General features: G+C 70.1%; 23 protein-coding genes. 11 read left to right on the top strand and 12 right to left on the bottom strand.

Annotated features, from left to right (window positions below; all coding sequences use genetic code 11):
• Positions 1-25: 25 nt before the first annotated feature.
• The 3 genes from SSP24_RS35000 to clpS all read right to left on the bottom strand — a co-directional run bounded on the left by SSP24_RS35000 (position 26) and on the right by clpS (position 2,717).
• Positions 26-1,444, bottom strand: coding sequence for an amino acid permease (locus tag SSP24_RS35000; protein WP_141314017.1), 1,419 nt, complete (start codon positions 1,442-1,444; stop codon positions 26-28).
• Positions 1,445-1,796: 352 nt separating this feature from the next.
• Positions 1,797-2,390, bottom strand: a complete 594-nt coding sequence (locus tag SSP24_RS35005) for a DUF2017 domain-containing protein (RefSeq protein ID WP_141314018.1) — start codon at positions 2,388-2,390, stop codon at positions 1,797-1,799.
• Between the two features lie 9 nt (positions 2,391-2,399).
• On the bottom strand, positions 2,400-2,717 hold the full coding sequence (gene clpS / locus SSP24_RS35010) for an ATP-dependent Clp protease adapter ClpS (protein ID WP_141314019.1): 318 nt from the start codon (positions 2,715-2,717) through the stop codon (positions 2,400-2,402).
• 59 nt (positions 2,718-2,776) lie between these two features.
• Here clpS and SSP24_RS35015 point away from each other — a divergent pair, with 59 nt between their 5' ends.
• On the top strand, positions 2,777-4,123 hold the full coding sequence (locus tag SSP24_RS35015; RefSeq protein WP_141314020.1) for a nicotinate phosphoribosyltransferase: 1,347 nt from the start codon (positions 2,777-2,779) through the stop codon (positions 4,121-4,123).
• Positions 4,124-4,316: 193 nt separating this feature from the next.
• Positions 4,317-4,901: a nicotinamidase gene (locus SSP24_RS35020; protein ID WP_141314021.1), complete on the top strand. Its 585-nt coding sequence runs from the start codon at positions 4,317-4,319 to the stop codon at positions 4,899-4,901.
• Positions 4,902-4,943: 42 nt separating this feature from the next.
• Here the strand turns inward: SSP24_RS35020 and SSP24_RS35025 are convergent, their stop codons facing one another.
• Positions 4,944-5,285 (bottom strand): hypothetical protein, encoded by a 342-nt coding sequence (locus tag SSP24_RS35025; protein WP_141314022.1) that lies wholly within the window; start codon positions 5,283-5,285, stop codon positions 4,944-4,946.
• Positions 5,286-5,407: 122 nt separating this feature from the next.
• A complete protein-coding gene (locus SSP24_RS35030) occupies positions 5,408-7,762 on the bottom strand; it encodes an immune inhibitor A domain-containing protein (RefSeq protein WP_141314023.1) in 2,355 nt (784 codons plus the stop codon).
• 391 nt (positions 7,763-8,153) lie between these two features.
• Between SSP24_RS35030 and SSP24_RS35035 the strand changes: the two genes are divergently transcribed.
• Positions 8,154-8,435, top strand: coding sequence for a hypothetical protein (locus SSP24_RS35035; protein ID WP_141314024.1), 282 nt, complete (start codon positions 8,154-8,156; stop codon positions 8,433-8,435).
• A gap of 73 nt (positions 8,436-8,508) precedes the next feature.
• Here the strand turns inward: SSP24_RS35035 and SSP24_RS35040 are convergent, their stop codons facing one another.
• Both SSP24_RS35040 and SSP24_RS35045 read right to left on the bottom strand, forming a co-directional pair.
• Positions 8,509-9,165: an RDD family protein gene (locus SSP24_RS35040; protein ID WP_141314025.1), complete on the bottom strand. Its 657-nt coding sequence runs from the start codon at positions 9,163-9,165 to the stop codon at positions 8,509-8,511.
• A gap of 103 nt (positions 9,166-9,268) precedes the next feature.
• Positions 9,269-10,774, bottom strand: coding sequence for an RDD family protein (locus tag SSP24_RS35045; protein WP_141314026.1), 1,506 nt, complete (start codon positions 10,772-10,774; stop codon positions 9,269-9,271).
• Positions 10,775-11,018: 244 nt separating this feature from the next.
• Here SSP24_RS35045 and SSP24_RS35050 point away from each other — a divergent pair, with 244 nt between their 5' ends.
• Positions 11,019-11,429, top strand: a complete 411-nt coding sequence (locus tag SSP24_RS35050; RefSeq protein ID WP_141314027.1) for an SsgA family sporulation/cell division regulator — start codon at positions 11,019-11,021, stop codon at positions 11,427-11,429.
• Positions 11,430-11,446: 17 nt separating this feature from the next.
• Here SSP24_RS35050 and SSP24_RS35055 read toward each other — a convergent pair whose 3' ends face one another.
• Positions 11,447-12,853, bottom strand: a complete 1,407-nt coding sequence (locus SSP24_RS35055; RefSeq protein WP_141314028.1) for an FAD-binding oxidoreductase — start codon at positions 12,851-12,853, stop codon at positions 11,447-11,449.
• Between the two features lie 92 nt (positions 12,854-12,945).
• On the opposite strand from SSP24_RS35055, the gene SSP24_RS35060 reads away from it, so the two are divergent.
• On the top strand, positions 12,946-14,412 hold the full coding sequence (locus SSP24_RS35060; protein ID WP_373306705.1) for a tetratricopeptide repeat protein: 1,467 nt from the start codon (positions 12,946-12,948) through the stop codon (positions 14,410-14,412).
• A 33-nt stretch (positions 14,413-14,445) separates the two neighbouring features.
• On the opposite strand, the gene hppD is transcribed toward SSP24_RS35060, so the two are convergent.
• Positions 14,446-15,591 (bottom strand): 4-hydroxyphenylpyruvate dioxygenase, encoded by a 1,146-nt coding sequence (gene hppD, locus SSP24_RS35065; protein ID WP_141314029.1) that lies wholly within the window; start codon positions 15,589-15,591, stop codon positions 14,446-14,448.
• 123 nt (positions 15,592-15,714) lie between these two features.
• On the opposite strand from hppD, the gene SSP24_RS35070 reads away from it, so the two are divergent.
• The 6 genes from SSP24_RS35070 (at position 15,715) to SSP24_RS35095 (ending at position 20,451) form a co-directional block, all read left to right on the top strand.
• The gene (locus SSP24_RS35070) at positions 15,715-16,185 is read left to right on the top strand and encodes an Lrp/AsnC family transcriptional regulator (protein WP_141314030.1); all 471 of its coding nucleotides are present in this window, start codon (positions 15,715-15,717) and stop codon (positions 16,183-16,185) included.
• 59 nt (positions 16,186-16,244) lie between these two features.
• On the top strand, positions 16,245-16,892 hold the full coding sequence (locus SSP24_RS35075) for an ABC transporter permease (protein ID WP_141314031.1): 648 nt from the start codon (positions 16,245-16,247) through the stop codon (positions 16,890-16,892).
• Positions 16,885-18,117, top strand: a complete 1,233-nt coding sequence (locus SSP24_RS35080; protein ID WP_141314032.1) for a betaine/proline/choline family ABC transporter ATP-binding protein — start codon at positions 16,885-16,887, stop codon at positions 18,115-18,117. Before SSP24_RS35075 ends, SSP24_RS35080 begins: the two co-directional genes overlap by 8 nt.
• A complete protein-coding gene (locus tag SSP24_RS35085; protein ID WP_141314033.1) occupies positions 18,114-18,974 on the top strand; it encodes an ABC transporter permease in 861 nt (286 codons plus the stop codon). The genes SSP24_RS35080 and SSP24_RS35085 overlap by 4 nt, the downstream gene beginning before the upstream one ends.
• The gene (locus tag SSP24_RS35090; protein ID WP_141314034.1) at positions 18,971-19,930 is read left to right on the top strand and encodes a glycine betaine ABC transporter substrate-binding protein; all 960 of its coding nucleotides are present in this window, start codon (positions 18,971-18,973) and stop codon (positions 19,928-19,930) included. The genes SSP24_RS35085 and SSP24_RS35090 overlap by 4 nt, the downstream gene beginning before the upstream one ends.
• 77 nt (positions 19,931-20,007) lie before the next feature.
• Positions 20,008-20,451 carry a winged helix-turn-helix domain-containing protein gene (locus SSP24_RS35095; protein ID WP_141314035.1) on the top strand — a complete coding sequence of 148 codons (444 nt, stop codon included), beginning with the start codon at positions 20,008-20,010 and terminating at the stop codon, positions 20,449-20,451.
• A 134-nt stretch (positions 20,452-20,585) separates the two neighbouring features.
• Here the strand turns inward: SSP24_RS35095 and SSP24_RS35100 are convergent, their stop codons facing one another.
• The 3 genes from SSP24_RS35100 to SSP24_RS35110 all read right to left on the bottom strand — a co-directional run bounded on the left by SSP24_RS35100 (position 20,586) and on the right by SSP24_RS35110 (position 24,201).
• Positions 20,586-21,377 carry a S16 family serine protease gene (locus SSP24_RS35100; protein ID WP_141314037.1) on the bottom strand — a complete coding sequence of 264 codons (792 nt, stop codon included), beginning with the start codon at positions 21,375-21,377 and terminating at the stop codon, positions 20,586-20,588.
• A gap of 59 nt (positions 21,378-21,436) precedes the next feature.
• Positions 21,437-22,078 carry an IclR family transcriptional regulator gene (locus SSP24_RS35105; RefSeq protein WP_141314039.1) on the bottom strand — a complete coding sequence of 214 codons (642 nt, stop codon included), beginning with the start codon at positions 22,076-22,078 and terminating at the stop codon, positions 21,437-21,439.
• Between the two features lie 326 nt (positions 22,079-22,404).
• A complete protein-coding gene (locus tag SSP24_RS35110; RefSeq protein ID WP_141314041.1) occupies positions 22,405-24,201 on the bottom strand; it encodes a DEAD/DEAH box helicase in 1,797 nt (598 codons plus the stop codon).
• Between the last annotated feature and the right edge of the window lie 118 nt (positions 24,202-24,319).

Here is a 24,319-nt window from a genome sequence, read left to right on the forward strand (position 1 = left end):
GCGCGTTGGTCAGTCTCAGCGGTGGTCAGCCGACCTTCTCGAACTCCGGCGTGCGGTGGTCGGGGACCTGCGGGTTGCGGGCCTTGAGGATCGCCCAGCCGATGGCCAGGGCGGCCGACCAGCCGGCCATCACGTACAGGCTGATCCTGGCGTCCTTGTCGATCCCGATGAGGACGGTGACGAAGAGCAGGAACGCGATGGCGATGTACGAGCACACCGAGCCGCCCGGCGCCGGGAAGGAGGAGGCGGGCAGGCGCCCGGCCACGACCGCGCGGCGGTACAGGACGTGGCTGATCAGGATCATCAGCCAGGTCCAGATGCCGGCGCCGGTGGCGACGGAGGTGACGTAGCCGAAGGCCTTCTCCGGGACGATGTAGTTCAGGACCACGCCGATGCCCATGAAGAGGACCGAGACGAAGATGCCGAGGGCCGGGGTCTTGGTGGCCGACAGGCGCGTGAAGACCTTGGGGGCCTCGCCGCTCTCGGCGAGGTTGCGCAGCATGCGGCCCGTGGAGTACATGCCGGAGTTGCAGGAGGACAGGGCCGCGGTCAGCACCACGAAGTTGACGATGGCCGCGCCGGCCGGGATGCCGATCACCGCGAACGCCTTCACGAACGGGCTGGCGCCCCCGGCGAACTCGGTCCACTTGACCACGCACAGGATGACGGTGAGGGCACCGACGTAGAACAGGGCGATACGCCAGGGCAGGGTGTTGATCGCCTTGGGGAGGGTCTTCTCCGGGTTCTCGGACTCGCCGGCCGTGACACCGACCAGCTCGACGGCGAGGTAGGCGAACATGACGCCCTGGAGGGTCATCAGGGACGAGCCGATGCCCTTGGGAAAGAAGCCGTCGAAGGCCCACAGGTTGGAGACGGCGGCGGTGTCACCGGCGTTGCTGAAGCCGAAGGTGAGCACGCCCAGGCCGATGACGATCATGCCGATGATGGCGGTGACCTTGACCATCGAGAACCAGAACTCCAGCTCGCCGAAGAGCTTCACGGAGATCAGGTTGACCCCGAACAGGATCACCAGGAAGACCAGGGCCGTCACCCACTGCGGGATCGACGGGAACCAGTAGTTGACGTAGATCGCGGCGGCGGTCAGCTCCGCCATGCCCGTGACGACCCACATCAGCCAGTACGTCCAGCCGGTGAAGTAACCGAAGAACGGGCCGAGGAATTCGCGGGAGTACTCCGCGAAGGAGCCCGAGACCGGGCGGTAGAGCAGGAGCTCGCCGAGCGCCCGCATGATGAAGAAGATGATCACGCCGGCGAGGGCGTACATCAGGATGAGGCTGGGGCCGGCCTTGGCGATGTTCGCCCCGGCACCCAGGAAGAGCCCGACGCCGATCGCGCCGCCGATCGCGATCATCTGGACCTGACGGCTGCCGAGTCCGCGCTCGTACCCCTCTTCAGGAGCGTCGGTGACCTTCTCAGAGGCCATGTGTAGTGCGCCTTTCTCCATGCCGACCCGGGCCTCTCGTCGGCCTCGGATCGGGTTTCGATCCCCCCGGATTGATGGAGCTGAGCGGCCCTCCCAAGGCCCCTCGTGCCTGGCCGACGGTCGCCGGCTCGGTGGCGCACCCGGCGGACATAAGGGTGGTGTTCGCCGGGCGGTCGTGAAGATTTATCACGGCCGCAACACTGATCGCCCGTACGACATGTGACGCACGGCACAGGAAGAAGTGGACAATCGGTTACCTAGGCATGCATAAGCGGCAGCCGCGGTGACAGGATCGTTATCCGGATTTGAGCGTCCGCTGAGCGAACACGCCGCCTTCACAAGGCGGGAGAAATCACGGCATAAGGGTGGAGACCAATGTCTCCTGCAGCCCGCCCAGCCAGAGGTACGCCATCACCATCGGCTTGCGCGGGTCCTCGTCGGGGAGCCGGTAGAGCAGGTCGGTGTCGTCCTCGTCGACGATCTCCAGTCGGGAGCCGATCGCCAGGCGCAGGTCGTTGAGGGCGCCGAGCCACTGCTGGGACTGCTCCGGCGTCAGTTCCAGGACCGCCCCGCCGCCCCCGCCGGAGGCCAGCTCGTCCAGCGAGCGGATCACCGCGAGGGCGTTCTCGCGCTTGCCGGCCCGCAGGTCGTTCTCGGTGTAGCGGCGGAACTCGGCGGAGTGCGCCTGCTGCTCCTCGTCCTGCGCCGGCTGCTCGGGGTCGCTGTAGGCGTCCGGGAACAGGCGCCGCAGCACCGGGTCGGAGGGCGGTTCGCTGGGGCCCTCGGCGAACAGTTCGGCGAGCGGGTCGGCGGGGACGTCCTCGCCGGGGCCGGGGCCGATGAGTTCCAGTAGCTGGACGGCCAGCGACCGGATGATGGAGATCTCGACGTCGTCGAGGGCGACGGCCGCGCCGCCGCCGGGGAGCGGTTCGAAGGTTCCTGGCAAGGCGATTCGCTACTTCCGGTCCTGCTGGAGGGTGGCCCACAGACCGTAGCCGTGCATGGCCTGCACGTCGCGTTCCATCTCCTCGCGGCTCCCGCTGGAGACGACCGCCCGGCCCTTGTGGTGGACGTCGAGCATGAGCTTGGTGGCCTTGTCCTTGGAGTAGCCGAAGTACGACTGGAAGACGTACGTCACATAGCTCATCAGGTTGACCGGGTCGTTGTGGACGATCGTGACCCAGGGGACGTCCGGCTCGGGTACGGCAGAGACCTCCTCCGCCGATTCGGTGCGTTCGATCTCGATGGGAGCGGCTGACGTCACAACTCCCATGCTGCCATGGGCCCCACAAATCGTCACACTGACGAAATGGGGGTGTACCATTCATTGCCATGAACACAGCGGACCTTGGGCTGCCGGTGGACGTCCCCTCGACCGCCCTCTTCACGGACCAGTACGAGCTGACGATGCTCCAGGCCGCCCTGAAGGCCGGCACCGCCGAGCGGCGCAGTGTCTTCGAGGTCTTCACCCGGCGGCTGCCGGAGGGGCGACGGTACGGCGTGGTGGCCGGGACCGGCCGGGTCCTGGACGCCGTCGAGAACTTCCGCTTCGACGCGGGCGTCCTGCGCTTCCTGCGCGAGCGCGGCATCGTCGGCGAGGAGACCCTGGACTGGCTCGCCGACTACCGCTTCTCCGGCGACATCTGGGGCTACCCCGAGGGCGAGGTGTACTTCCCGGGCTCGCCGATCATGCGGGTCGAGGGCAGCTTCGCCGAGTGCGTGCTGCTGGAGACCGTGATCCTGTCCGTCCTGAACCATGACTCGGCGATCGCCGCGGCCGCCTCCCGTATGTCCTCGGCCGCCGGGGAGCGCCCGCTGATCGAGATGGGCGCCCGCCGCACCCACGAGCTCGCCGCGGTCGCCGCCGCCCGGGCCGCGTACGTCGGCGGCTTCGCCTCCACCTCCGACCTGGCCGCCGGTTTCCGCTACGGGATCCCGACGGTGGGCACCTCCGCCCACGCCTTCACCCTGCTCCACGACCGGGAGCGCGACGCCTTCCAGGCCCAGGTCAACACCATGGGTCGGGGGACGACCCTGCTGGTGGACACGTACGACGTCGCCGAGGCCGTCCGTACGGCGGTGGAGGTCGCCGGTCCCGAGCTGGGGGCCGTGCGCATCGACTCCGGGGACCTGCTGCTGGTCGCGCACCGGGTGCGGCAGCAGCTGGACGAGCTGGGGGCGACGAACACCAGGATCATCGTGACCTCGGACCTCGACGAGTACGCCATCGCCTCACTGGCGGCGGCGCCGGTGGACGCGTACGGCGTCGGCACCCAGCTGGTCACCGGCTCCGGGCACCCCACCTGCTCCATGGTCTACAAGCTGGTCGCCCGCGCCGAGTCCGCCGACCCGAAGGCGCCGCTGGTGCCGGTGGCGAAGAAGTCGACCGGCGGCAAGCTCTCCATCGGCGGCCGCAAGTGGGCCGCGCGCCGGCTGGACGAGCAGGGCGTGGCCGAGGCCGAGGTGGTCGGCACCGGGCCCGTCCCGGCCGAGCTGGTCGACCGGCAGCTGCTGGTGGAGCTGGTCAAGGGCGGCGAGGTGGTCGCCCGCGAGCCGCTCGACGCCCCCCGCGAACGGCACATCACCGCCCGCGCCAACCTGCCGCTGTCCGCTACACAGCTCTCACGCGGGGAACCCGTCATCCCGACCGAGTACGCAACCGGGGGCACGGGCAACTAGCGCGAGCCGAGGGGGCGCCCGCCGTGCGCCCCACGGTGCCCCCTCCCCTTGGGCACCGGAAGTCTCTAGGCTCGGAGGTTCAGGTTCACGCACCGGCCGGGCCCGCACCCCCTCAGCACCAGGCTCCGCACCGACCCGTACCGAACCGCCGAGACCCACAGCCGCGAGACCCCATAGCCGAAGGACACCGACCATGCGCCGCGCCTTGATCGTCGTAGACGTGCAGAACGATTTCTGCGAGGGGGGCAGCCTCCCGGTGGCCGGGGGTGCCGATGTGGCCGCCGCGATCACCGAGCTGATCGGGCAGGCCCCCGCCGGGTACCGCCATGTGGTGGCGACCCGTGACCACCACATCGCGCCCGGGGGTCACTTCGCGGACAACCCCGACTTCGTGCACTCCTGGCCCGCGCACTGCGTCGCGGGCACGGAGGGGGTCGGCTTCCACCCGAACTTCGCCCCGGCCGTCGCCTCCGGCTCGATCGACGCGGTCTTCGACAAGGGCGCGTACGCGGCGGCGTACAGCGGTTTCGAGGGGGTCGACGAGAACGGGGTGCCGCTGGCCGACTGGCTGCGGGAGCGGCAGATCGACGAGGTGGACGTGGTCGGCATCGCGACCGACCACTGCGTGCGGGCGACCGCCCTGGACGCGGTCCGCGAGGGTTTCCGCACCCACGTCCTGCTGGACCTCACGGCCGGAGTCGCCGAGGAGACCACGGAGCGGGCGCTGGAGGAGCTGCGGGAGGCGGGCGTGGAGCTGTCCGGGAAGCCCGTCGTCTGAGCCCGCCCTGGGGGCACCTGTGGCGGGCCGGGGCTCACGGGCTCACATCTGGGCGGTCGGGCGGCGCAGCAGGGCGCGGATCGGGTGCCACAGCTCATGGACGAGTTCGGGGCCGCCGACCGTCGTGTCGGGGGCCGTGCGCCATATCAGGCCGTCCGGGTGGTGCAGGACCGCGGTGATCTCGTCCGGGGTGGGCGGCGCGGCGTTGCCGCGGAGGTAGACCGCGCGCAGGCCGAGGTTGCGCAGCCGGGTGAGGGCGCGGGCACGGTTCTGGGCGTGCACCAGGACACGCACTCCGGCCGGGCCGTCGGCTGCGGGGCTGGGCAGGTTCAGCGCCACCACCACCGTGCCGTTCGGCAGCTTGCAGAAACCTCCTGCGGCCATGCGGTCATACCCCCGTGTCGTCCGGTGTCAATAAGAGAACCACAGGACGCACCTAAGCACGGATCGGCGGTGACCCGCCAGAGGGTCACCGCCGAACACGCTCTGACCTGCGCAGATGCTATTTACTTACGCGCGGGGCCGACCTCCAGCTCGATCGTCGAGCCGTTCTTGGCCTCCTTGAGGATCTTGATCTTCGTGTTGGTGTCAGTGATCTTGACGCCGCCGGTCGGGTTCGACTCGTCGTAGTAGTCACCGGTGCGGTCGTTGAAGACCGAGACACCCTTCGACCCCGGGATGTACTTCGCCACGTCCGACTTGTGCAGCGTCATGCCGTCGGTGTGGTAGAGGCTGAACGGCGCGTCGTAGGACTGGATGCGGTTGCGCATCAGCGTGCCGTCGGCCCACTTCAGGGCGGTCGGGTGGGAGTCGATCGGCAGGAGCAGACCGGTGCCCGGGTGCTGGCTGGTGTTGTTGTCCGCCTGGGAGGTGTCCCACTTCCAGATCAACAGACCGTTCTGGTACGCGTAGTGCTCCACCCAGTCAGGGCGCTCCGTGAAGCCGAAGTTGTACGGGCCCACCTTCAGCGTCTTGTCGTACGACACGTACTGCCGGTTCTCGGCGATGTAGTACTGCGCGTACTCCTTGGTGAAGGACGCGCCGACGCGGGAGAAGCCGGTGGCCGTCCAGGCGGCGTCCGCGCTCTCGGCGTTGTCGGAGAAGACGGGCGCGCCGTCCGCCGTCACCGAGATCGCGTCGGCCGTGAAGCCCTTCTGGGCCACGCCGCCGTCGGTCTGGTAGCGGAAGCGGAGGTCGATCTTCTGGCCGGCGTAGGCGTCGAGCGAGTACGCGAGCTTCTGGTAGCCGTCGAGCGTGCCGTGCAGGGCGGGCTTGTCGCTGCCGTCGCGCGGGATCGGCCGGCCGTCCACCGTGCCGTCGATGGCGGTCCAGTTGGCGCCGCCGTCGGTCGAGACCTCGGTGTAGAGGTAGTCGTAGTCGGCCTCGATGTCGTACCAGCCGTCGAAGGTCAGCTCGGCGGAGGACTTGCCGGTGAGGTCGACCGAACGCGTCAGCGTGTTCTTGAGGTTGTCACCGCTGCCGCTCCACCACTGGGTGCTGCCCTCGGCGGGCGGGACGATCTCGGTGGTGACGGCCTTCTTCGGGAGCTGGACGACCAGCGCCTGCTTGTGCTTGGTGTTGTACTCGGCAACGCCCAGCTTGTGCCAGGAGTTGACGCCCGCCTTGGCGGTGTCGTAGTTCAGCCAGCCCAGCTGGAGCTTGTCCCAGGCGGTCATGTCGCCCGGCAGGTCGCCGATCTGGTTGCGGCCGGTGCCGAGCCAGGAGCCGGACGACATCAGCGTCCAGAAACCGGTGGAGTTCTCGCCGCCGGCGGTGTCGTAGTGGTCCGGCAGGCCGAGGTCGTGGCCGTACTCGTGGGCGAAGACGCCGAGTCCGCCGTTCTCCGGCTGGATGGTGTAGTCGCCGACCCAGATGCCGGAGTCGCCGATCTGCGTGCCGCCGAGCTTGTTGTCCTCGGGGCCGGTGGCGCCGGCGTCGGTGCCGAACGCGTACCAGCGGTGGGCCCAGATCGCATCCTCGCCCTGCGCGCCGCCGCCCGCGGACTCGTCCTCACCGGCGTGCACGACCTGGAAGTGGTCGATGTAGCCGTCGCGCTCGTTGAAGTCGCCGTCGCCGTCGAAGTCGTAGCGGTCCCACTGGTCGTACTCGGCGAGCTTGGCCTTGATCTCCGCGTCGGTCTTACCAGCTGCCTTCTGCTGGTCGACCCACGCGCCCACGCCGTCCTGCACCGCGTACCATGCGCAGTTGTCGGGGACGCACTTGTTGGAGCCGTAACGGGCCTCGTTGTAGGGCACCTTGACCCAGTCGGAGACCTCGCCCTCGATCGAGTAGCGGCCCGAGGACTGCTTCTCGTAGTAGGTCTTCATCGAGGCGGTGCCCTCGCCGAAGTAGAGGTCCTCGAAGTGCTCGCGGTTGTAGTCCGCCTGCCAGGCCGTGCTGTTGTCCTGCCTGCGGTCCGGCTTGGCGATCTGGTTGTGCAGCGGGCCGGGGGTGCCGCCGTACCGGCTGTCGATCTGGTCGCCGAACTCGACCAGGATGGTGAAGATCTTGTCCGTCTTCTCCCGGCCGAGTTCGACGTACTTGCTGTCGCCCTTGCGGCTCTTGAGCTCGACCACCTTCGAGCCCTCGCGGTCCTTGACCGAGGCCTTGCCGGATATGACCTGGTTCAGCGCCTCTTCGCGCTGGGCCTCCTGAGTCTTGCTCAGCGGGCCGTCGAGGTCGTGCGGGTGCTCCTCGTGGTTCTCCGGCGATGCCGGGTCGTGCCGGTCGGCGGCGGGTGCCGTGGCCGGCGCACCGCCCGGGTCGGCCTGGGCCACGGTGAAGCCGGAGATCGTGGCGGTGGCCGCGGCGAGCGCGACGGCGGTGGCCGCCGCTCTGAACGTCCAGGGTCTACTGGTCACTTGAGTTCCTCCCCCGCGTGCGCGTGCGCGGACGGAGGGTCAGGGACGTGCTGTCTCCGCGCACGCGTGATCAACGCGTGTAGTCAAGTGCCGACATTTGACTAGAGGTTTGGAAGAAAAGACAGACCTTGACTTGGACAGAACAATTGCACTATGCGGAGATGACGATTCGCTTACCGAACAGGTCAGGCCGGTTCGGCGGGCGCGCAGGACCGCTGATCCAGTGGCCGACATGACTCGGTGCGCCCCCTGTGCACCGGCACTGTTGGTCAGGTCACGCTTACCGTTCGTTCCACTCGGGCATGCACGCGAATAGATTCTGTCCGCACCCTCCCCCGCAGCGAGAGGCACGGGGGGAGTCCACCCCCATTTCTTCGAGGACACGATTGCCATGCCTCGTCCGACTGCCGCACAGCTCGCCTACGGTTCATGCACCGTGATCTTCTCGACCCTCGCCATGCTGCTGCTGTCACAGACGAGTTCGGGTGCGGGGATCGCGGTCATCGCCGTCGCGGCGCTCCTGCTCGGGCTGCTGGTCGCCATGACGGTGCCCATGCCGAAGCGGCCCCCGGCGCCCGCGCAACGGCCCGTCGCCGACGTGGCGCCGCCGATGCAAGCGACGCCGGCCCGTAAGCCCGTACGGGAGCCCGTACGGGAATCCACGGCTTCCTGAAACAGTCACACACAGCGCACAGCACGGCGGGCCCGGCACCTCGCGTGCCGGCCCGCCGTGCTGCTGACCGGCGTCAAGTGGTGCTGACCACCACCGTCTTGGCCGCCTTGTCGTGCAGCCCCTGCTTGTAGGGCTTGTCGAAGAAGCTCCAGCCACCGCAGATCACGGTCCACACACAGGCGCAGCAGAACGCGAACGGAAGCCACAGCACCGCCGAGCGGATCAGCGATGTCTGCACGGAGGGCGTGGCTCCGTTCTCGAGATGTGCCACGCGCATGTTCAGCCATTTCTTGCCGAGGGTCTGCCCCGACCTGGCGATCATGATCGTGTCGTACGCCATGTAGAGCACGGCGGCGATGACGGACTGCGCCACGGAGTCGCCGACATCGACCCGCTCGGCGTTCACCTGGTACTCGGTCACGTTGAGGCCCCAGCTGATCAGCCAGACGACGATGCCGACCAGCACCATGTCGATCAGCCGGGCCAGCGTGCGCTTGCCGCTGTCGGCGAGCGGGGGCATTCCGGCGAGCGGGTCGGCGGGGGGCTCGCCACCGCCGTACGGGCCACCGCCGTAGGGCCCACCGCCGTAGGGTCCGCCGCCGTACGGTCCGCCGCCCTCGGGGGGCCTGTCGTACGGCGAGCCGGCCCCCTCGCCGGGCGGGGGCTGCTTCTTGAACGGATCGTCCTCCGGCGGCTGCCCGCCGGAACCGGGGGGCGGTTCGGTGCTCATGGCCCGAGTCGACCGCGAACCCCGCGGGTCCGCATCCGGCGAGGGGCCGTCCGGAGTACCGGTTCGTGAGTGTGTTCGCGGTCAGCCGTCTCCTACGAAACGTTCAGCCCGCTACGAACGTGCGCGCGGCCTTGTCGTGCCAGCACTGGCGCCACGGCTTGTCGAACAGGCACCACAGGACGCCGATCAGGCCGACGCAGAGCAGGCCGGGGACGCTGTAGACGAGCCAGCGGCGCAGGGCCGCCCCGAAGGACGGGGGCTCGTGCGCCTCGATGTCCCGCACCTCCAGACCGAGCAGCTTCTTGCCCAGCGTGCGGCCCCACTTGGCGGTGGGCAGCGCCTCGTAGAGGACACCGGAGAGGAGCAGCACGGCGACCACGACGGCCAGGTACGCCGACGTCGTGCCGTCCAGCAGCCAGACCGTGACCGTCTGGCCGGAGAGCTTGGCCTCGTCGATCTTCCCCTGGATGTGGTCGAGGGCCTGTGCGCCGAGCGGTACGGCGGCCACCGAGGTAATGCCCGCGATGACCAGGGTGTCGATCAGCCGGGCGGCCAGCCGCTTGCCGAGCCCGGCGGGACGGGCCGCGGCCTGCCGCCTCGCCGCCGCCTGGAAAACGTCCTCGACCGGAGGCTTCCAGGGGGCGACGGGCTGGTCGTCGGGGGCGGCGGTACTGGCGAGGCGGTGCACCTGCTGCGCCCAGGAGGACTGGCCGCCGCCGGAACCCGGGCTGACGGGGGTGGCGGGGGCGGAGGCCTGGTGCGGGACGGTGGGCGGGGGCGCCTGGGCCGCCGCGGCACGGGCGGCGGCCGCCTTTCCGGCGCCGAAGCCGGGGCCGCCGGAATTGCCGGTGGGCGTCTGGGCGGGCGTGCCGGGCGAGGGCGTCCAGCCGCCGGACGCGGCCTGGTTGGGTACCGCCGGGCCGGAGGCATGCGGTGCGGCCACCGGCCCCGCCGCCGGAGCGCCCGAAGCCGCCGGACCCGGCGTACCTGCGCTGCCGCCCTGCGCCCCCGTGCGCGGGGTGAGCGCGCGGAACGTCATCGTGCCCGGGTCCTCGGCGGCATCCTCCGTACCGCCCGTACCGGCGTCCGTGCCCTGGGACTTGGCGGTCGGGCGGCGGAACACGAACGTGTTGCCGGAGGCCGCCGCCTCGGAGTCGGTGGGCGGGATGGAGGCCGTACCGTCCGTGCGGGCGGCGTCGCCGTCGGGCTGCGCGGGCGGGTCGGCGGGCACGCGGGGGTCGGAGCCCTGGGCCGCGGGCCAGGAGACGCGCTGGTCCTGCTCGCCGCCGAAGCCGGACTGCCGGGAGCGGTCGGCGCCCCACGCGGAGGCGGGCTCGGGGCGGCTGCCGTGCTGGGCGTCGTGGGTGTCCTGGCGTACGGGCTCGGGGTCCTCGTCGAAGAAGTGCGGCCCGGTCTCCTCGACGGCGGGCTGCGCGGAGCGTACGCCGGGCGGCGGGGCGAGCGGTTCGCCGTCGGCCGGTGCCGGGCGGCTGGTGCCCGGTACCCAGGCGGCTCCGTTCCAGTACCGGACATATCCGGGAATGGAGGGGTCCGGGTAATAGCCCTCGCGGGGCCTGTCGTCGCCGGGTGCCGGGGTTGGGGCGCTCATGTCCGTCGTCCCGTATCTGCTCGGGGGTGTTATGGGGGCCTCCACATCTATCAGACCGGCGCAACCCCCACCGCCCGTCCCGCCGGACCCACCCATTTCGATGCACGGTTGTGCTAGGCGCACGAAAAAACTTCCGGAAGCCGCGTAATGCTCCCGCCCGCTCCTGCTCTCCCCTCGTACGGCCCGACCCAAGGGCTCGTACCGGCCCGCCCCAAAGGGCCCCGACCGAAGGGAGACGCACGACATGTACACCGTGGTGGAGCGCGAACTGGAGCTGAAACTCATCCTGTCGCCGGAGCGAAGCGTGCCGGTGCCTGCTCGGCTGAGCTACCGCACCGACGATCCGTACGCCGTCCACATCAGCTTCCACATCAACTCCGAACAGCCCGTCAATTGGACGTTCGCCCGGGACCTGCTGGTGGAGGGGGTGTTCCGGCCGTGCGGGAAGGGGGACGTGCGGGTGTGGCCGTCGAAGGTGAACGGGCGCGGTGTCGTGCTGATGGCGCTGAGTTCACCCGACGGAGACGCCCTGCTGGAGGCACCGGCGGCGCAGGTGTCGGCCTGGCATGAGCGCACGCTGCGCGTGGTGCCTCCGGGGAGTGAGGGCGAGCAGCTCGGCATCGACGACGGTCTGGCCCAGCTGCTCGCCCAGTGAAGCCGGCCTCGGCACAGTCAGAACAGCTTGCCGGGATTGAGGATCCCCAGCGGGTCGAACACCTGCTTGATCGACCGCTGCATCTCCACCCCGACGGGCCCGATCTCGCGCGCCAGCCACTCCTTCTTCAGCACGCCCACCCCGTGCTCGCCGGTGATCGTGCCGCCGAGCTCCAGGCCGAGGGCCATGATCTCGTCGAAGGACTCGCGGGCGCGCCGGCCCTCGTCGGGGTCCTGGGCGTCGAAGCACACGGTCGGGTGGGTGTTGCCATCACCCGCGTGGGCGACGACCCCGATGGTGAGCCGGTACTTCTCGGCGATGCGCTCGACGCCCTCGATCAGGTCGCCGAGCCGGGAGCGGGGCACGCACACATCGTCGATCATCGTGGTGCCCCGGACCGCCTCCAGCGCGGTGAGCGACAGCCGCCGCGCCTGGAGGAGCAGTTCGGACTCGGCCGCGTCGTCGGCGGGCACGACCTGGGTGGCGCCGGCGGCCTCGCACAGCGCGCCGAGGGCGGCGAGGTCGGGGGCGGGGTCGGGGGTGTCGAAGGCGGCGAGCAGGAGGGCCTCGGTGGTCTCCGGCAGTCCCATGTGGGCCAGGTCGTTGACCGCCTTGACCGTCGTACGGTCCATCAGTTCGAGCAGCGAGGGCACGTGCCCGCCCGCCATAATCCGGCACACGGCGTCGCAGGCGTCGGCCGCGGAGGCGAACTCGGCGGCCAGCACCAGCTGCTGCGGCGGCTTGGGCCGAAGGCCCAGGACGGCCCGTACGACAATGCCGAGGGAGCCCTCGGAGCCGACGAACAGGCGGGTGAGGTCGTACCCGGCGACGCCCTTGGCGGTGCGGCGGCCGGTGGACATCAGGCGGCCGTCGGCGAGGACGACGTCGAGGCCGAGGACGTACTCGGCGGTCACCCCGTACTTCACGCAGCACAGGCCGCCCGACGCGGTGCCGATGTTGCCGCCGATCGTGCACATCTCCCAACTGGAGGGGTCCGGCGGGTAATAGAGGCCGTGTTCGCCGACGGCGCGGGAGAGGGCGGCGTTGACGACGCCGGGTTCGACGACGGCGATCCGGTCGACCGGGCTGATCTCCAGGATCCGGTCCATCTTGGTGAGGGACAGCACGATGCAGCCGTCGGTGGCGTTGGCCCCGCCCGACAGGCCGGTGCGGGCGCCCTGCGGGACCACCGGGACGCGCAGTTCGGTGGCGGTGCGCATGATGTGCTGGACCTGTTCGACGGTGCGCGGCAGCACGACCACGGCCGGGGTGCCGGCCGGGCAGAAGCTCGCCATGTCGTGGGCGTAGGAGGCGGTCACGTCGGGGTCGGTGAGGACGGCCTCGGCCGGCAGACCTGCCAGCAGCCGGTCCGTGAGGTTGCCCTGCGCTTCGTCGGGAGGGGCTTGGATACGGCTCATGATCACAGACTGTCACCCGGGGCCATCGGTGTGAACCCCGTCGGCGGCACCCTTCGCCTGCCGGAACGAGGTCGTCGTACTGACGCACAGTGTGCGCCATGAAGACCGGTATGAAGACCGCCATCAGCACCGGCACGGAGACCGACGGCGCGCCGGCCGCGGGCAGGGGGCTGTCGCGGCGGCGGGCCCGGCGGCTCGTCATGGGCGTGTTGCTCGGCCTGCTCGTGGCTGCCCTCGCCATCGCCGGGCTGCTGTGGCTGCTGCGCCCGGAGCCACGGCAGGATCCGCCGCCCGCGCCCGGCCCGGCGCAGCGGGCGATGACCGCGGTCGGCGCCGGGGTGCCGGCCGCGCTGCCGGATCTGGCGGTGCTGATCGGCGAACGCCGGGCGCATCTGCGGACGCATCCCAAGGACGCCGGGTCCTGGGCGGTGCTGGGTGCGGCGTATGTGGAGCAGGGGCGGCGGACCGCCGACGCCGCCTACTATCCGACCGCCGAGCGGGCGCTGCGTACGTCGCTGAAGGTGCGGCCGCGCGGCAATGCCCAGGCGCTGGAGGGCATGGCGGCGCTGGCGAACGCGCGCAGGGATTTCCGGGCGGCGCGGACCTGGGGCGAGGCCGCGCTGAAGGTGGACCGCAAACGCTGGACGACGCACGCGCTGCTGATCGAGGCGTACACGGGCCTGAACGACTACAAGGCCGCCCGCTCCACCCTCGAACGGCTGCAGGCACTGCACTCCGGTACGGCGGTGATGGCCCGGTCGGCCGCCGTGTACTGGGACCGGGGCTGGCGTGAGGACGCGGCGGCCACGCTCTCCGACGCGGCGGCGCTGGCCGAGACGCCGGCCGAGCGGGCGGCCTGGCTGGAGCGGGCCGGGCAGCTCGCCTGGGAGCGCGGGGACCGGGAGGCCGCCCTGCGGTACTACCAGGAGGCTGTGCGGGTCGATCCCGACCAGCGGGCCGCGCAGGCCGGGCAGGGGCGCGCGCTGGCGGCGCTGGGGCGAACGACGGAGGCGCTGAACGCGTACCGGGCGGCGCTCGCCAAGCAGCCGTCGCCGGGGTACGCGCTGGAGCTGGGCGAGTTGTACGAGTCGCTGGGGCTGGACCAGGCGGCCCAAGCGCAGTACGAGCTGCTGCACGCGCAGGTCCGCAGCGCCGCCGCCGGCGGGGTGGACGAGGAGCTGGTGCTGGGCCGCTTCGAGGCGGACCACGGCGATCCCGAGGAGGCGGTACGGCGGCTGCGCGCCGAGTGGCGCAAGCAGCCCGGGATCGCGGTGGCCGACGCGCTGGGGTGGGCGCTGCACCAGGCGGGGCAGCACGAGGAGGCGCTGGAGTACGCGGAGCGGGCGACCGACAAGGAGCACGGGGGTGGCGTACGCAGTGCGCTGTACGCCTACCACCGGGGGATGATCGAGCACACCGTGGGCCTCGACGGGCCCGCCCGGCGGCATCTGCGGGAGGCGCTGCTGATCAACCCGTACTTCTCGCCGCTGTGGGCGCCGCTGGCGCGGGAGGTGCTTCAGGAGCTGGGCGAGCCGCCGGAGGCGGGGGTTCCGGCGACTCGCTGAGCCGTCAGAAGCCGAGCCGTCGAGGCTGAGCCGTCAGAGGTTGCCGCGCTTGGCCTGCTCCCGCTCGATCGCCTCGAACAGGGCCTTGAAGTTGCCCTTGCCGAAGCCCATCGAGCCGTGCCGCTCGATGATCTCGAAGAAGACGGTCGGACGGTCCTGGACCGGCTTGGTGAAGATCTGCAGCAGATAGCCGTCCTCGTCGCGGTCGGCGAGGATCTTCAGCTCGCGCAGGGTGTCGAGCGGCACGCGGGTCTCACCGACCCACTCCCCCAGCGTGTCGTAGTACGAGTCGGGCGTGTCCAGGAACTGGACACCGGCCGCGCGCATCGTACGGACCGTCTGGACGATGTCGCCCGTGTTGAGCGCGATGTGCTGCACGCCCGCGCCGCCGTAGAACTCCAGGTACTCGTCGATCTGGGACTTCTTCTTGGCGATGGCGGGCTCGTTGATCGGGAACTTGACCTTGAGGGTGCCGTCGGCGACCACCTTGGACATCAGCGCGCTGTACTCGGTCGCGATGTCGTCGCCCACGAACTCCTTCATGTTCGTGAAGCCCATGACCTTGTTGTAGAAGCCGACCCACTCGTTCATCCGGCCGAGCTCGACGTTGCCCACGCAGTGGTCGATCGCCTGGAACGTGCGCTGGGCGGGCGGCTCGACCATCGGCGCGGCGGCGACGAAGCCGGGCAGGTAGGGGCCGTCGTAGCCGGACCGGTCGACCAGGGTGTGCCGGGTCTCGCCGTAGGTGGCGATCGCGGCGAGGACGACCGTGCCGTGCTCGTCCTTCAGCTCGTACGGCTCGGCCACCGAGCGGGCGCCGTGCTCGATCGCGTAGGCGTGCGCGGCGCGCGCGTCCGGGACCTCGATGGCGAGGTCGATGACGCCGTCGCCGTGCGCGGCCACATGCTCGGCGAGGAAGTGGCCCCAGGTGGTGGCGGGCTTGATCACCGAGGTGAACACAAAGCGGGCGGAGCCGTTCTCCAGTACGTAAGCAGCGGTCTCGCGGCTGCCGTTCTCCGGTCCGGAGTAGGCGACCAGCCGCATGCCGAAGGCGGTGGAGTAGTAGTGCGCGGCCTGCTTGGCGTTGCCCACGGCGAACACGACCGCGTCCATTCCCTTGACCGGGAAGGGGTCGGCCTGCCGTGCGGTGTCGGGGGTGTGGTGTGTGGTCTGCGTCATAGCGGCAGCGTCTCCCCGGTGACGCAAGGTGCGCAATAGTTTGGGTTTTCACTGGGCAATGTGTTCAGTCGTACGGCCGTATTGACGGGCTCTCTGTACAGGATGACCATCCGGGAGGCTGGTGTGGCGATCGATCAACTGGACGGGCGGATCATCGTGCTGCTCGCGCGCGAGCCACGGCTCGGGGTGCTGGAGATGTCCCGCCGGCTCGGGGTCGCGCGGGGCACCGTGCAGGCCCGGCTGGACCGGCTTCAGTCGAACGGAGTCATCCGTGGATTCGGCCCGCAGGTCGACCCGGCGGCCCTCGGCTATCCGGTCACCGCGTTCGCCACGCTGCAGATCCGGCAGGGACAAGGGGCCGACGTGCGGGCGCACTTGGCGACCGTGCCGGAGGTGCTGGAGCTGCACACCACGACCGGCAGCGGGGACATGCTGTGCCGGCTGGTGGCTCGCTCGAACGCCGATCTTCAGCGTGTGATCGACCGGGTCGTCGGTTTTGATGGCATCGTGCGGGCCGCGACGGCGATCGTGATGGAGAACCCCGTTCCGCTGCGGATCATCCCGCTGGTGGAGCAGGCGGCACTTCAGGAGTGAGCGAGCGATCAATGGGAAGGCGACGGACGGGAGTGACCGAGGCCGTGGGGTGATGGCGTGTGAACTTCTGGGAGTACCTGGTCAATCGCCACCAGCAGCTGCTCACCGACGCCTACCAACACGCCAGCGCCGTCTTCCAGTGCATGGTCGTGGCGACCGTGCTCGGTGTGCTGATCGGCGTGGTCACCTACCGCTCCGAGTGGGCCGGGAACCTCGCGACGCTCGTCACCTCCACCATCCTGACCATTCCGTCGCTGGCCATGATCGGTCTGCTGATTCCGATCGTGGGACTCGGCGTGGCGCCGACCGTGGTCACCCTGACGCTGTACGGGCTGCTGCCGATCGTCCGTAACTCGATCGTGGGGCTGCGCGGCGTCGATCCGACGCTGGTGGACGCGGCCACCGGCATCGGGATGTCCCGGCTGAAGCGGCTGGTGCGCATCGAGCTGCCGCTCGCCTGGCCGCCGATCCTGACCGGCATCCGGGTCTCGACGCAGATGCTGATGGGCATCGCGGCCATCGCCGCGTACGCCTCCGGTCCCGGCCTCGGCAACCTGATCTTCCGCGGTATCGCGTCCCTGGGCAGCGCGAACGCACTGAACCAGGTGCTCGCGGGCACGCTCGGGATCATCGTCCTGGCGCTGCTGTTCGACGCCGCGTACGTGCTGATCGGGCGGCTGACCATTTCAAGGGGGATCCGTGTCTGAGTCCCATGGCGCGAACATCGAGCTGGAGAACCTCAGCAAGCGGTATCCGGGCAACCCTCAGCCGGCCGTCGACAACGTCACGATGGAGATCAAGGCGGGCGAGACGGTCATCTTCGTCGGTCCGTCCGGGTGCGGTAAGTCGACGACGCTCAAGATGATCAACAGGTTGATCGAGCCGTCCAGTGGCCGCATCCGGATCAACGGTGAGGACGTGACCCATATTGATCCGGTCAAGCTGCGCCGCAAGGTCGGCTATGCGATCCAGGCGTCCGGCCTGTTCCCGCACATGACGGTCGCCCAGAACATCGCGCTCGTACCGAAGATGATCGGCTGGTCGGCATCGCGTGTTCGTGAGCGGGTCGAGGAGATGCTCGATCTCGTCGGGCTCGATCCTGGCGAGTTCCACGGCCGCTATCCGCGCCAGCTGTCCGGCGGGCAGCAGCAGCGGGTGGGCGTGGCACGGGCGCTGGCCGCCGATCCGCCGGTGCTGCTGATGGACGAGCCGTTCGGGGCGGTGGACCCGATCACGCGGGACCACCTCCAGGACGAGCTGATCCGGCTCCAGCGCGAGCTGCACAAGACGATCGTGTTCGTCACGCACGACTTCGACGAGGCGATCAAGCTGGGTGATCGGATCGCGGTGCTGCGTGAGCGTTCGCACATCGCGCAGTTCGACACACCGGAGGCGATCCTCACCAACCCGGCGGACGACTTCGTGTCCGGGTTCGTGGGCGCGGGGGCGGCGCTGAAGCGGCTGAACCTCAGCCGCGTACGGGATGTGGAGATCACCGACTATCCGACGGTGAGCGTGGACGACCCGCTGCAGACCATCTTCAACAGCCTCCGTGCCAGCGGTACCAACGAGATCCTGCTGCTGGACAAGCGGGGCCGCCCGTACAAGTGGCTCAGGCGGGGCGATCTGATGCGGGCCAAGGGTTCGCTTGCGCGGGCCGGGACCCTGGTCCACGACACGGTGACCCGGGACGCCACCCTGCGGGACGCGCTGGAGGCCGTCCTCACCGACAACACCGGGCGGGTGGCGGTGACCGGGCGGCGGGGCGAGTACACCGGCGTCGTCGACATGGAGACGCTGATGAACTCCGTGCACGAGCTGCTGGAGGCCGACCGGCTGGACGCCATGGAACACCAGCACGAACTGGAGGAGACGAGGTCCGCCCTGACGCACGCGGAACAGGAGGGGCACGGAGGGGAGCCAAAGGCGTGACCACCTCTTCGGAGCAGAACCGTCCCCCCGGCGAGCACGACGTCAGAGGCCATGCCTTCCGGGATGAGGGCGAGGTGCCCGCCGACCAGGAGCCGCCTCCCCCGCCGAGCCACATCGGGCCCCGCATCCGCTGGCAGAAGCTGACCTTCCTGCCGGCCTTCGTGGTGGCCGTGCTGCTGGCGACCTGGCTGTGGTTCCGGCAGGCCGCCCTGGACACGATCTCCGAGAACGCGCTGTCGGGCGGCCGGGTGTCCCAGGCGCTGTGGCAGCACATCCAGCTGACCGCGATCTCCACGTTCTTCGTGCTGATCATCGCGATCCCGCTGGGCATCCTGCTGACCCGCAGGACGTTCCGGAAGGTCACCCCGGTGGCGATGGCGTTCGCCAACATGGGGCAGGCGACCCCGGCGATCGGTCTGCTCGCGCTGCTGGTGATCTGGCTGGGCATCGGCCGCAGGTCGGCCCTGATCGGCATCATCATCTACGCCATCCTGCCGGTGCTGTCGAACACGATCGCCGGTCTCAAGGGGAACGACCCGACGCTGCTGGAGGCGGCCCGGGGCATCGGCATGTCCCCTATGGGCGTGCTGACCCGCGTGGAGCTGCCGCTCGCGGTGCCGCTGATCCTCGCGGGCGTCCGTACGGCCCTGGTGCTGAACGTCGGTACGGCGACGCTGGCGACGTTCGGCGGTGGGGGCGGCCTGGGTTCGCTGATCACGACCGGTATCACCAGTCAGCGGATGCCCGTGCTGATCCTGGGCTCCATCCTCACCGTCGCCCTCGCCCTGCTGGTGGACTGGCTGGCCTCGCTGGCGGAGCTGCTGCTGCGGCCTCGGGGGCTGGAGGTGGGGACATGAGGCGGTTGCTGTGCCTGGCCGCGGCGCTGCTGCTGGCCTCCGGCTGCGGGCTGACCAGCGGTTCCCCGATGGTCGACGATGTGCGGCCCGGGTCGATCGGGCAGGGCGAGCCGCTGAAGGGCGCCGATCTGACGGTCACCTCGAAGGAGTTCACCGAGCAGCTGATCCTGGGCGCGATCATGGGGATCGCATTCGAGGCGGCGGGCGCGAACGTCCTCGACCGGACCGGCATCCAGGGGTCGGTGGGATCGCGCGAGGCGGTCAAGAGCGGGGAGGCGGACGCCGGGTACGAGTACACGGGCACGGCCTGGATCACGTACATGGGCAACAGCAAGCCCATCCCCGACCCGCGGCAGCAGTGGCAGGCGGTGCGCGAGGCGGACCTGAAGAACGGCGTGACCTGGCTGGAGCCGTCTGCGCTGAACAACACCTACGCGCTGGCGATGAACCAGGCCAACTTCAAGAGGTACGGCACGAAGACCCTCTCGGACGTGGCCCGGCTCGCCAAGTCCGATCCCGGCGCCGTGACGCTGTGCGTGGAGGGCGAGTTCGCCAACCGGGAGGACGGACTGCCGGGAATGGAGCGGGCGTACGGCATGAACATCCCGCCGTCCCGGATCACCCAGATGGACACCGGGATCATCTACACCCAGGTGGCGAAGGGTGGTTGCACCTACGGGGAGGTCTTCACCACCGACGGCCGCATCAAGTCCATGAACCTGGTGGTGATGGAGGACGACAGGAAGTTCTTCCCCAACTACAACGCGGCGCCCGTGATCAACACCAAGACCCTGAAGGAATGGCCCGCGATCCCGGAGGTCCTCGACCCGATCACGCAGCGGCTGAACAACTCCGTGGCCCAGACCCTCAACGCGAAGGTGGACGTGGACGGCGAGGACCCGCATCAGGTGGCGCTGGACTGGCTGGTGCAGGAGGGGTTCGTTCGGGAGGGGTGAGGGACTGCTCGCGTTAGCCGCGGACCATCACGCATACGAAGGGGGTGGGCGAGGCCCCGAAGGGAGCGGGCGTCGAGATGTTGCTGCGCGCTCTGCGCCAGCACGGACCGGCCACCGCGTCGATGCTCGCCGAACGGCTCGGTGAGTCCAGCGGCGCCACCAGCTACCACCTGCGGCAGCTCGCCGCACACGGCTTCGTCGAGGACGCGCCCGAGCGCGGCAAGGGACGGGAACGGTGGTGGCAGGCGGCCGACTCGGGGATCAGCTTCGACTCGAGCGTTCTGGCCGACGCGGATGCGGCCACCCGGGGAGCCACCGACACCTTCCTGCACAACTGGTTGCCCGCGTGGGCACAGGCCACCGACATGAGCGACTTCACCCTACGACTCACCCCCGACCGGGCCCGTGAACTCATCGGCACGATGCACGAGTTGCTCCAGAGCTACCGGGACGAGGACGACTCGCCCGGAGCCGAGCGGGTCCGCGTTCACACGCACACCTTCCCCATCAGCACGCACTGAGAGAGGTCCCGATGACTTACCCCGCCGTCCATCTCGCCCTGCACCACGCCCGTGCCGCAGACCTCCATGCCCGGCAAACGCGGCGAGCGTGCGTGCCAGGCGTCGCCGGGCAGGCGGGAATTTGACGACAGGACCTAGCAGGTCGGGACCGAGCCCGTTCCCTTCTCCAGGGACACCAGGGACTGCACCGCGCCCTTCAGGGTCTTGACCGGGATCAGGCGGAGGCCCTTGGGGAGTTCCGACTTGGCGTCGGCGCACTCGGCGCTCGGGACCAGGAAGACCGTCGCGCCGTCGCGGTGGGCGGCCTGGGTCTTCAGGGCGACGCCGCCGACCGCGCCGACCGTGCCGTCGGCCTTGATGGTGCCCGTGCCGGCGATGGTGCGGCCGCCGGTGAGGTCGCCGCCACTGCCGTCGCCTTCGATTTTGTCGATGATGCCGAGCGAGAAGAGCAGACCGGCGCTGGGGCCGCCGACGTCGGCGAGTTCGAGGTCGACCTTGATGTCCTTGGTGTCGAGGCCCAGATAGCCGAGCGCGGCCTCGGTCGCCGCGTTCTGCGACTGGCGCATCTGGGCCTCGTTGTGCTGCTCGATCTCCTTGACGGTGTCGCCGCTCGGGTAGACCGCGTCGCGGGGCATGACCGCCTGGTCGGTACGCAACCAGCCGTCGATCACCTTGCCGAGCCAGACGCGGGTGTCCGGGCTGGTCGCCTCGATCGTCGTCATCCGCAGCTGCCCGCTGGTCTCACGGGTCGGCGCACCGGAGATCGTGATCACCGGCGTGCCCTGGTCCTCGCCGAGCACGTTCGCCGTCATCCCCGGCTGCGCCACCGAGAACGGCAACGGCGCGAACACGGCCGTGGCGATCAGACCGACGACGGGCAGTGCGCAGACGGCGAGGGCCTGGGGGCGTGTGAGACGAGAGAGCACGAGGTCAATCTAACGCGCGGAAGTGTTCGAACCATCGCCGGTCCGGATCACGCCTACGCTCAGCGCAGCGCCTCCGCCACCTCCCGGGCCGCGTCCACCACCCTCGGGCCGACCCGTTCCGGTACCGCATCCGCCAGCATCACCACGCCCACGCTGCCCTCGACGCCGGTCACGCCGACCAGCGGGGCGGCGGCGCCGCACGCGCCGGCCTCCAGTTCGCCCTGGGTGAGGGTGTAGCCGGGGTCGTTGCCCGGACGCTGGCGGGCCGCAAGGATCGCCTTGCCGGCGGCGCCCCGGTCCAGGGGGTGACGGAAGCCGGCCCGGTAGGCCACGTGATAGTCCGTCCAGGTCGGCTCGACCACGGCGACGGCCAGCGCCTCCGCCCCGTCCACCAGCGTCAGATGCGCCGTCGCCCCGATATCCTCGGCCAGTGACCTGAGCGCCGGCAGCGCGGCCTCCCGTACCAGCGGATGCACCTGCCGTCCGAGCCCCAGCACACCCAGCCCGACCCGGGCCCGCCCGCCCAGGTCACGGCGTACCAGCGCATGCTGCTCCAGCGTGGCGAGCAGGCGGTATACGACGGTCCGGTTCACGCCGAGCTTGGTGGACAGCTCGGTGACGGTCAGCCCGTGGTCCGTGTCGGCCAGCAGCTTGAGGACCCTGAGTCCCCGGTCGAGCGTCTGAGAGGTCTCCGCGGTCACGACGCCCACTCCTTAAGTGGTGAGGTCGGCAGCCCCCGGCGGATGCGTCACCGAGTCCCGTCAGCGACGCGCTTCAGAGGCTGCCGATCGGCTGACGGCCCGGCCGGTGGTCCGGGCCCAGTCGCTTCACGGCTGCGCTCCGCGGCGGCGCTGCCACGGGGCGTGTGCGTAGCGGGACAGTAGCGAAGGGGGTTCGCTGAGCGGAAGGCTCCGTCCAGAATCCGGTCAGGGACCGGTATGGGGTACTCCGGTTTGCCCCGGTACGTACGGCGTGCAGCGCCCCGCAAGGGGCGCGGGACCGTATCGAGCAGCCACAGCGCCCAGCGTCACCGCATCCGGGTCGCCCACTCCTGCACCTTGGCGATCCGCTGCCGCAACTGCCCCGCCGTCGCCTCCGCGCTCGGCGGCCCACCGCACACCCGGCGCAGTTCGGTGTGGATGACACCGTGCGGCTTGCCGCTCTGGTGGACGTACGCACCGACCATGTTGTTGAGCTGCCGGCGCAGCTCCATCAGCTCCTTGTGGCTGACCACCGGCCGCCGCTCGGCGGGCAGTTCGAGCAGGTCGGCCTCGGTGTCCGGCTTCTTGCGGCTGTGCGCGATCTGCCGCGCCTGCCGCTTCTGGAGCAGCAACTGCACCTGGTCGGGTTCCAGCAGCCCGGGAATGCCGAGGTAGTCCTGCTCCTCCTCGCTGCCCGGGTGGGCCTGCATCCCGAACTCGGCGCCGTTGTACATGACCCGGTCGAAGACGGCGTCGGATTCGAGGGCCTCGAAGGGGAGCATGTCCTGCTCGCCGGTGTCCTCGTCCTTCTGCTGCTCCGCCTCCTTGAGGAGCTTGTCCTCCTCGGCGTAGGGGTCCTCCTCGCCGTCCTTCTTCGGCTTGTCGAGCACGTGGTCGCGCTCGCGCTCCATCTCGTTGGCGAAGGAGAGCAGGTCGGGGACGGTGGGGAGGAAGACGGACGCGGTCTCGCCGCGCCGCCGGGATCGTACGAAACGCCCGACGGCCTGCGCGAAGAAGAGGGGCGTGGAGATGGTGGTGGCGTACACCCCGACCGCGAGCCGCGGTACGTCGACGCCCTCGGACACCATCCGCACCGCGACCATCCACCGGTCGGTGTTGTTGCTGAACTCGTCGATCCGGTCGGAGGCGCCGGAGTCGTCGGACAGTACGAGGGTCGCCTTGTTGCCCGTGATGTCCCGGATGAGCTTGGCGTATGCCCGCGCCGAGTCCTGGTCGGAGGCGATGACGAGGGCGCCGGCGTCCGGGATCGCCTTCCTGACCTCGGTCAGCCGCTGGTCGGCGGCGCGCAGCACGGCCGGCATCCAGTCACCGCGCGGATCGAGCGCGGTCCGCCAGGCCTGGCTGATCGCGTCCTTGGTCATCGGCTCGCCGAGCCGCGCCTCGATCTCGTCACCGGCCTTGGTGCGCCAGCGCATGTTGCCGCTGTAGGAGAGGAAGATGACGGGCCGCACGACGCCGTCCGCGAGGGCGGAGCCGTAGCCGTAGGTGTAGTCGGCGGCGGACCGCCGGATGCCGTCGGCGCCCTCCTCGTACGTGACGAAGGGGATGGGGTTGGTGTCGGACCGGAAGGGCGTACCCGTCAGGGCCAGCCGCCGGGTCGCGGGCTCGAAGGCCTCCAGACAGGCCTCGCCCCAGGACTTGGAGTCACCGGCGTGGTGGATCTCGTCGAGGATGACGAGGGTCTTGCGCTGCTCGACGCGGTTGCGGTGCAGCATGGGCCGCACGCCGACGCCCGCGTACGTCACCGCGACGCCGTGGTACTCCTTGCCGAGCGGCCCGGCGCTGTACTCGGGGTCGAGTTTGATCCCTATGCGGGCCGCGGCCTCCGCCCACTGCTTCTTCAGATGCTCGGTCGGCGCGACCACGGTGACCTGCTGCACGACGTGGTGGTGCAGCAGCCAGGACGCCAGCGTCAGCGCGAAGGTCGTCTTGCCGGCGCCGGGGGTGGCGACCGCCAGGAAGTCACGCGGCTGCTCCTGGATGTACTTCTCCATCGCACCCTGCTGCCAGGCACGCAGCTTGCTGGCGGTACCCCAGGGGGCGCGGCCGGGGAAGGCGGGCGAGAGGTGATGGGAGGAGGAGGAAGCGGCGGTGGTAGTCACGGTCTCCGTGGGGGGTCGGGCGGCTCGGCTGGGTATGACAACCGGGCCACCCTACCGGCGGCCACCTCCCGCCAAGGGGCGAACTACCCCGGGTCGCCCGTGGGTGGGATCGACGTCA

This window comes from Streptomyces spinoverrucosus (assembly GCF_006539505.1).
Classification (GTDB): domain Bacteria; phylum Actinomycetota; class Actinomycetes; order Streptomycetales; family Streptomycetaceae; genus Streptomyces; species Streptomyces spinoverrucosus.

Bases quoted from the DNA above. Each gene is read 5' to 3' on its own strand.
- SSP24_RS35000 (WP_141314017.1), bottom strand. From the start codon at position 1,444: ATGGCCTCTGAGAAGGTCACCGACGCTCCTGAAGAGGGGTACGAGCGC.
- clpS (WP_141314019.1), bottom strand. From the start codon at position 2,717: ATGGGAGTTGTGACGTCAGCCGCTCCCATCGAGATCGAACGCACCGAA.
- SSP24_RS35015 (WP_141314020.1), top strand. From the start codon at position 2,777: ATGAACACAGCGGACCTTGGGCTGCCGGTGGACGTCCCCTCGACCGCC.
- SSP24_RS35020 (WP_141314021.1), top strand. From the start codon at position 4,317: ATGCGCCGCGCCTTGATCGTCGTAGACGTGCAGAACGATTTCTGCGAG.
- SSP24_RS35025 (WP_141314022.1), bottom strand. From the start codon at position 5,285: ATGGCCGCAGGAGGTTTCTGCAAGCTGCCGAACGGCACGGTGGTGGTG.
- SSP24_RS35035 (WP_141314024.1), top strand. From the start codon at position 8,154: ATGCCTCGTCCGACTGCCGCACAGCTCGCCTACGGTTCATGCACCGTG.
- SSP24_RS35040 (WP_141314025.1), bottom strand. From the start codon at position 9,165: ATGAGCACCGAACCGCCCCCCGGTTCCGGCGGGCAGCCGCCGGAGGAC.
- SSP24_RS35045 (WP_141314026.1), bottom strand. From the start codon at position 10,774: ATGAGCGCCCCAACCCCGGCACCCGGCGACGACAGGCCCCGCGAGGGC.
- SSP24_RS35050 (WP_141314027.1), top strand. From the start codon at position 11,019: ATGTACACCGTGGTGGAGCGCGAACTGGAGCTGAAACTCATCCTGTCG.
- SSP24_RS35060 (WP_373306705.1), top strand. From the start codon at position 12,946: ATGAAGACCGGTATGAAGACCGCCATCAGCACCGGCACGGAGACCGAC.
- hppD (WP_141314029.1), bottom strand. From the start codon at position 15,591: ATGACGCAGACCACACACCACACCCCCGACACCGCACGGCAGGCCGAC.
- SSP24_RS35090 (WP_141314034.1), top strand. From the start codon at position 18,971: ATGAGGCGGTTGCTGTGCCTGGCCGCGGCGCTGCTGCTGGCCTCCGGC.
- SSP24_RS35095 (WP_141314035.1), top strand. From the start codon at position 20,008: ATGTTGCTGCGCGCTCTGCGCCAGCACGGACCGGCCACCGCGTCGATG.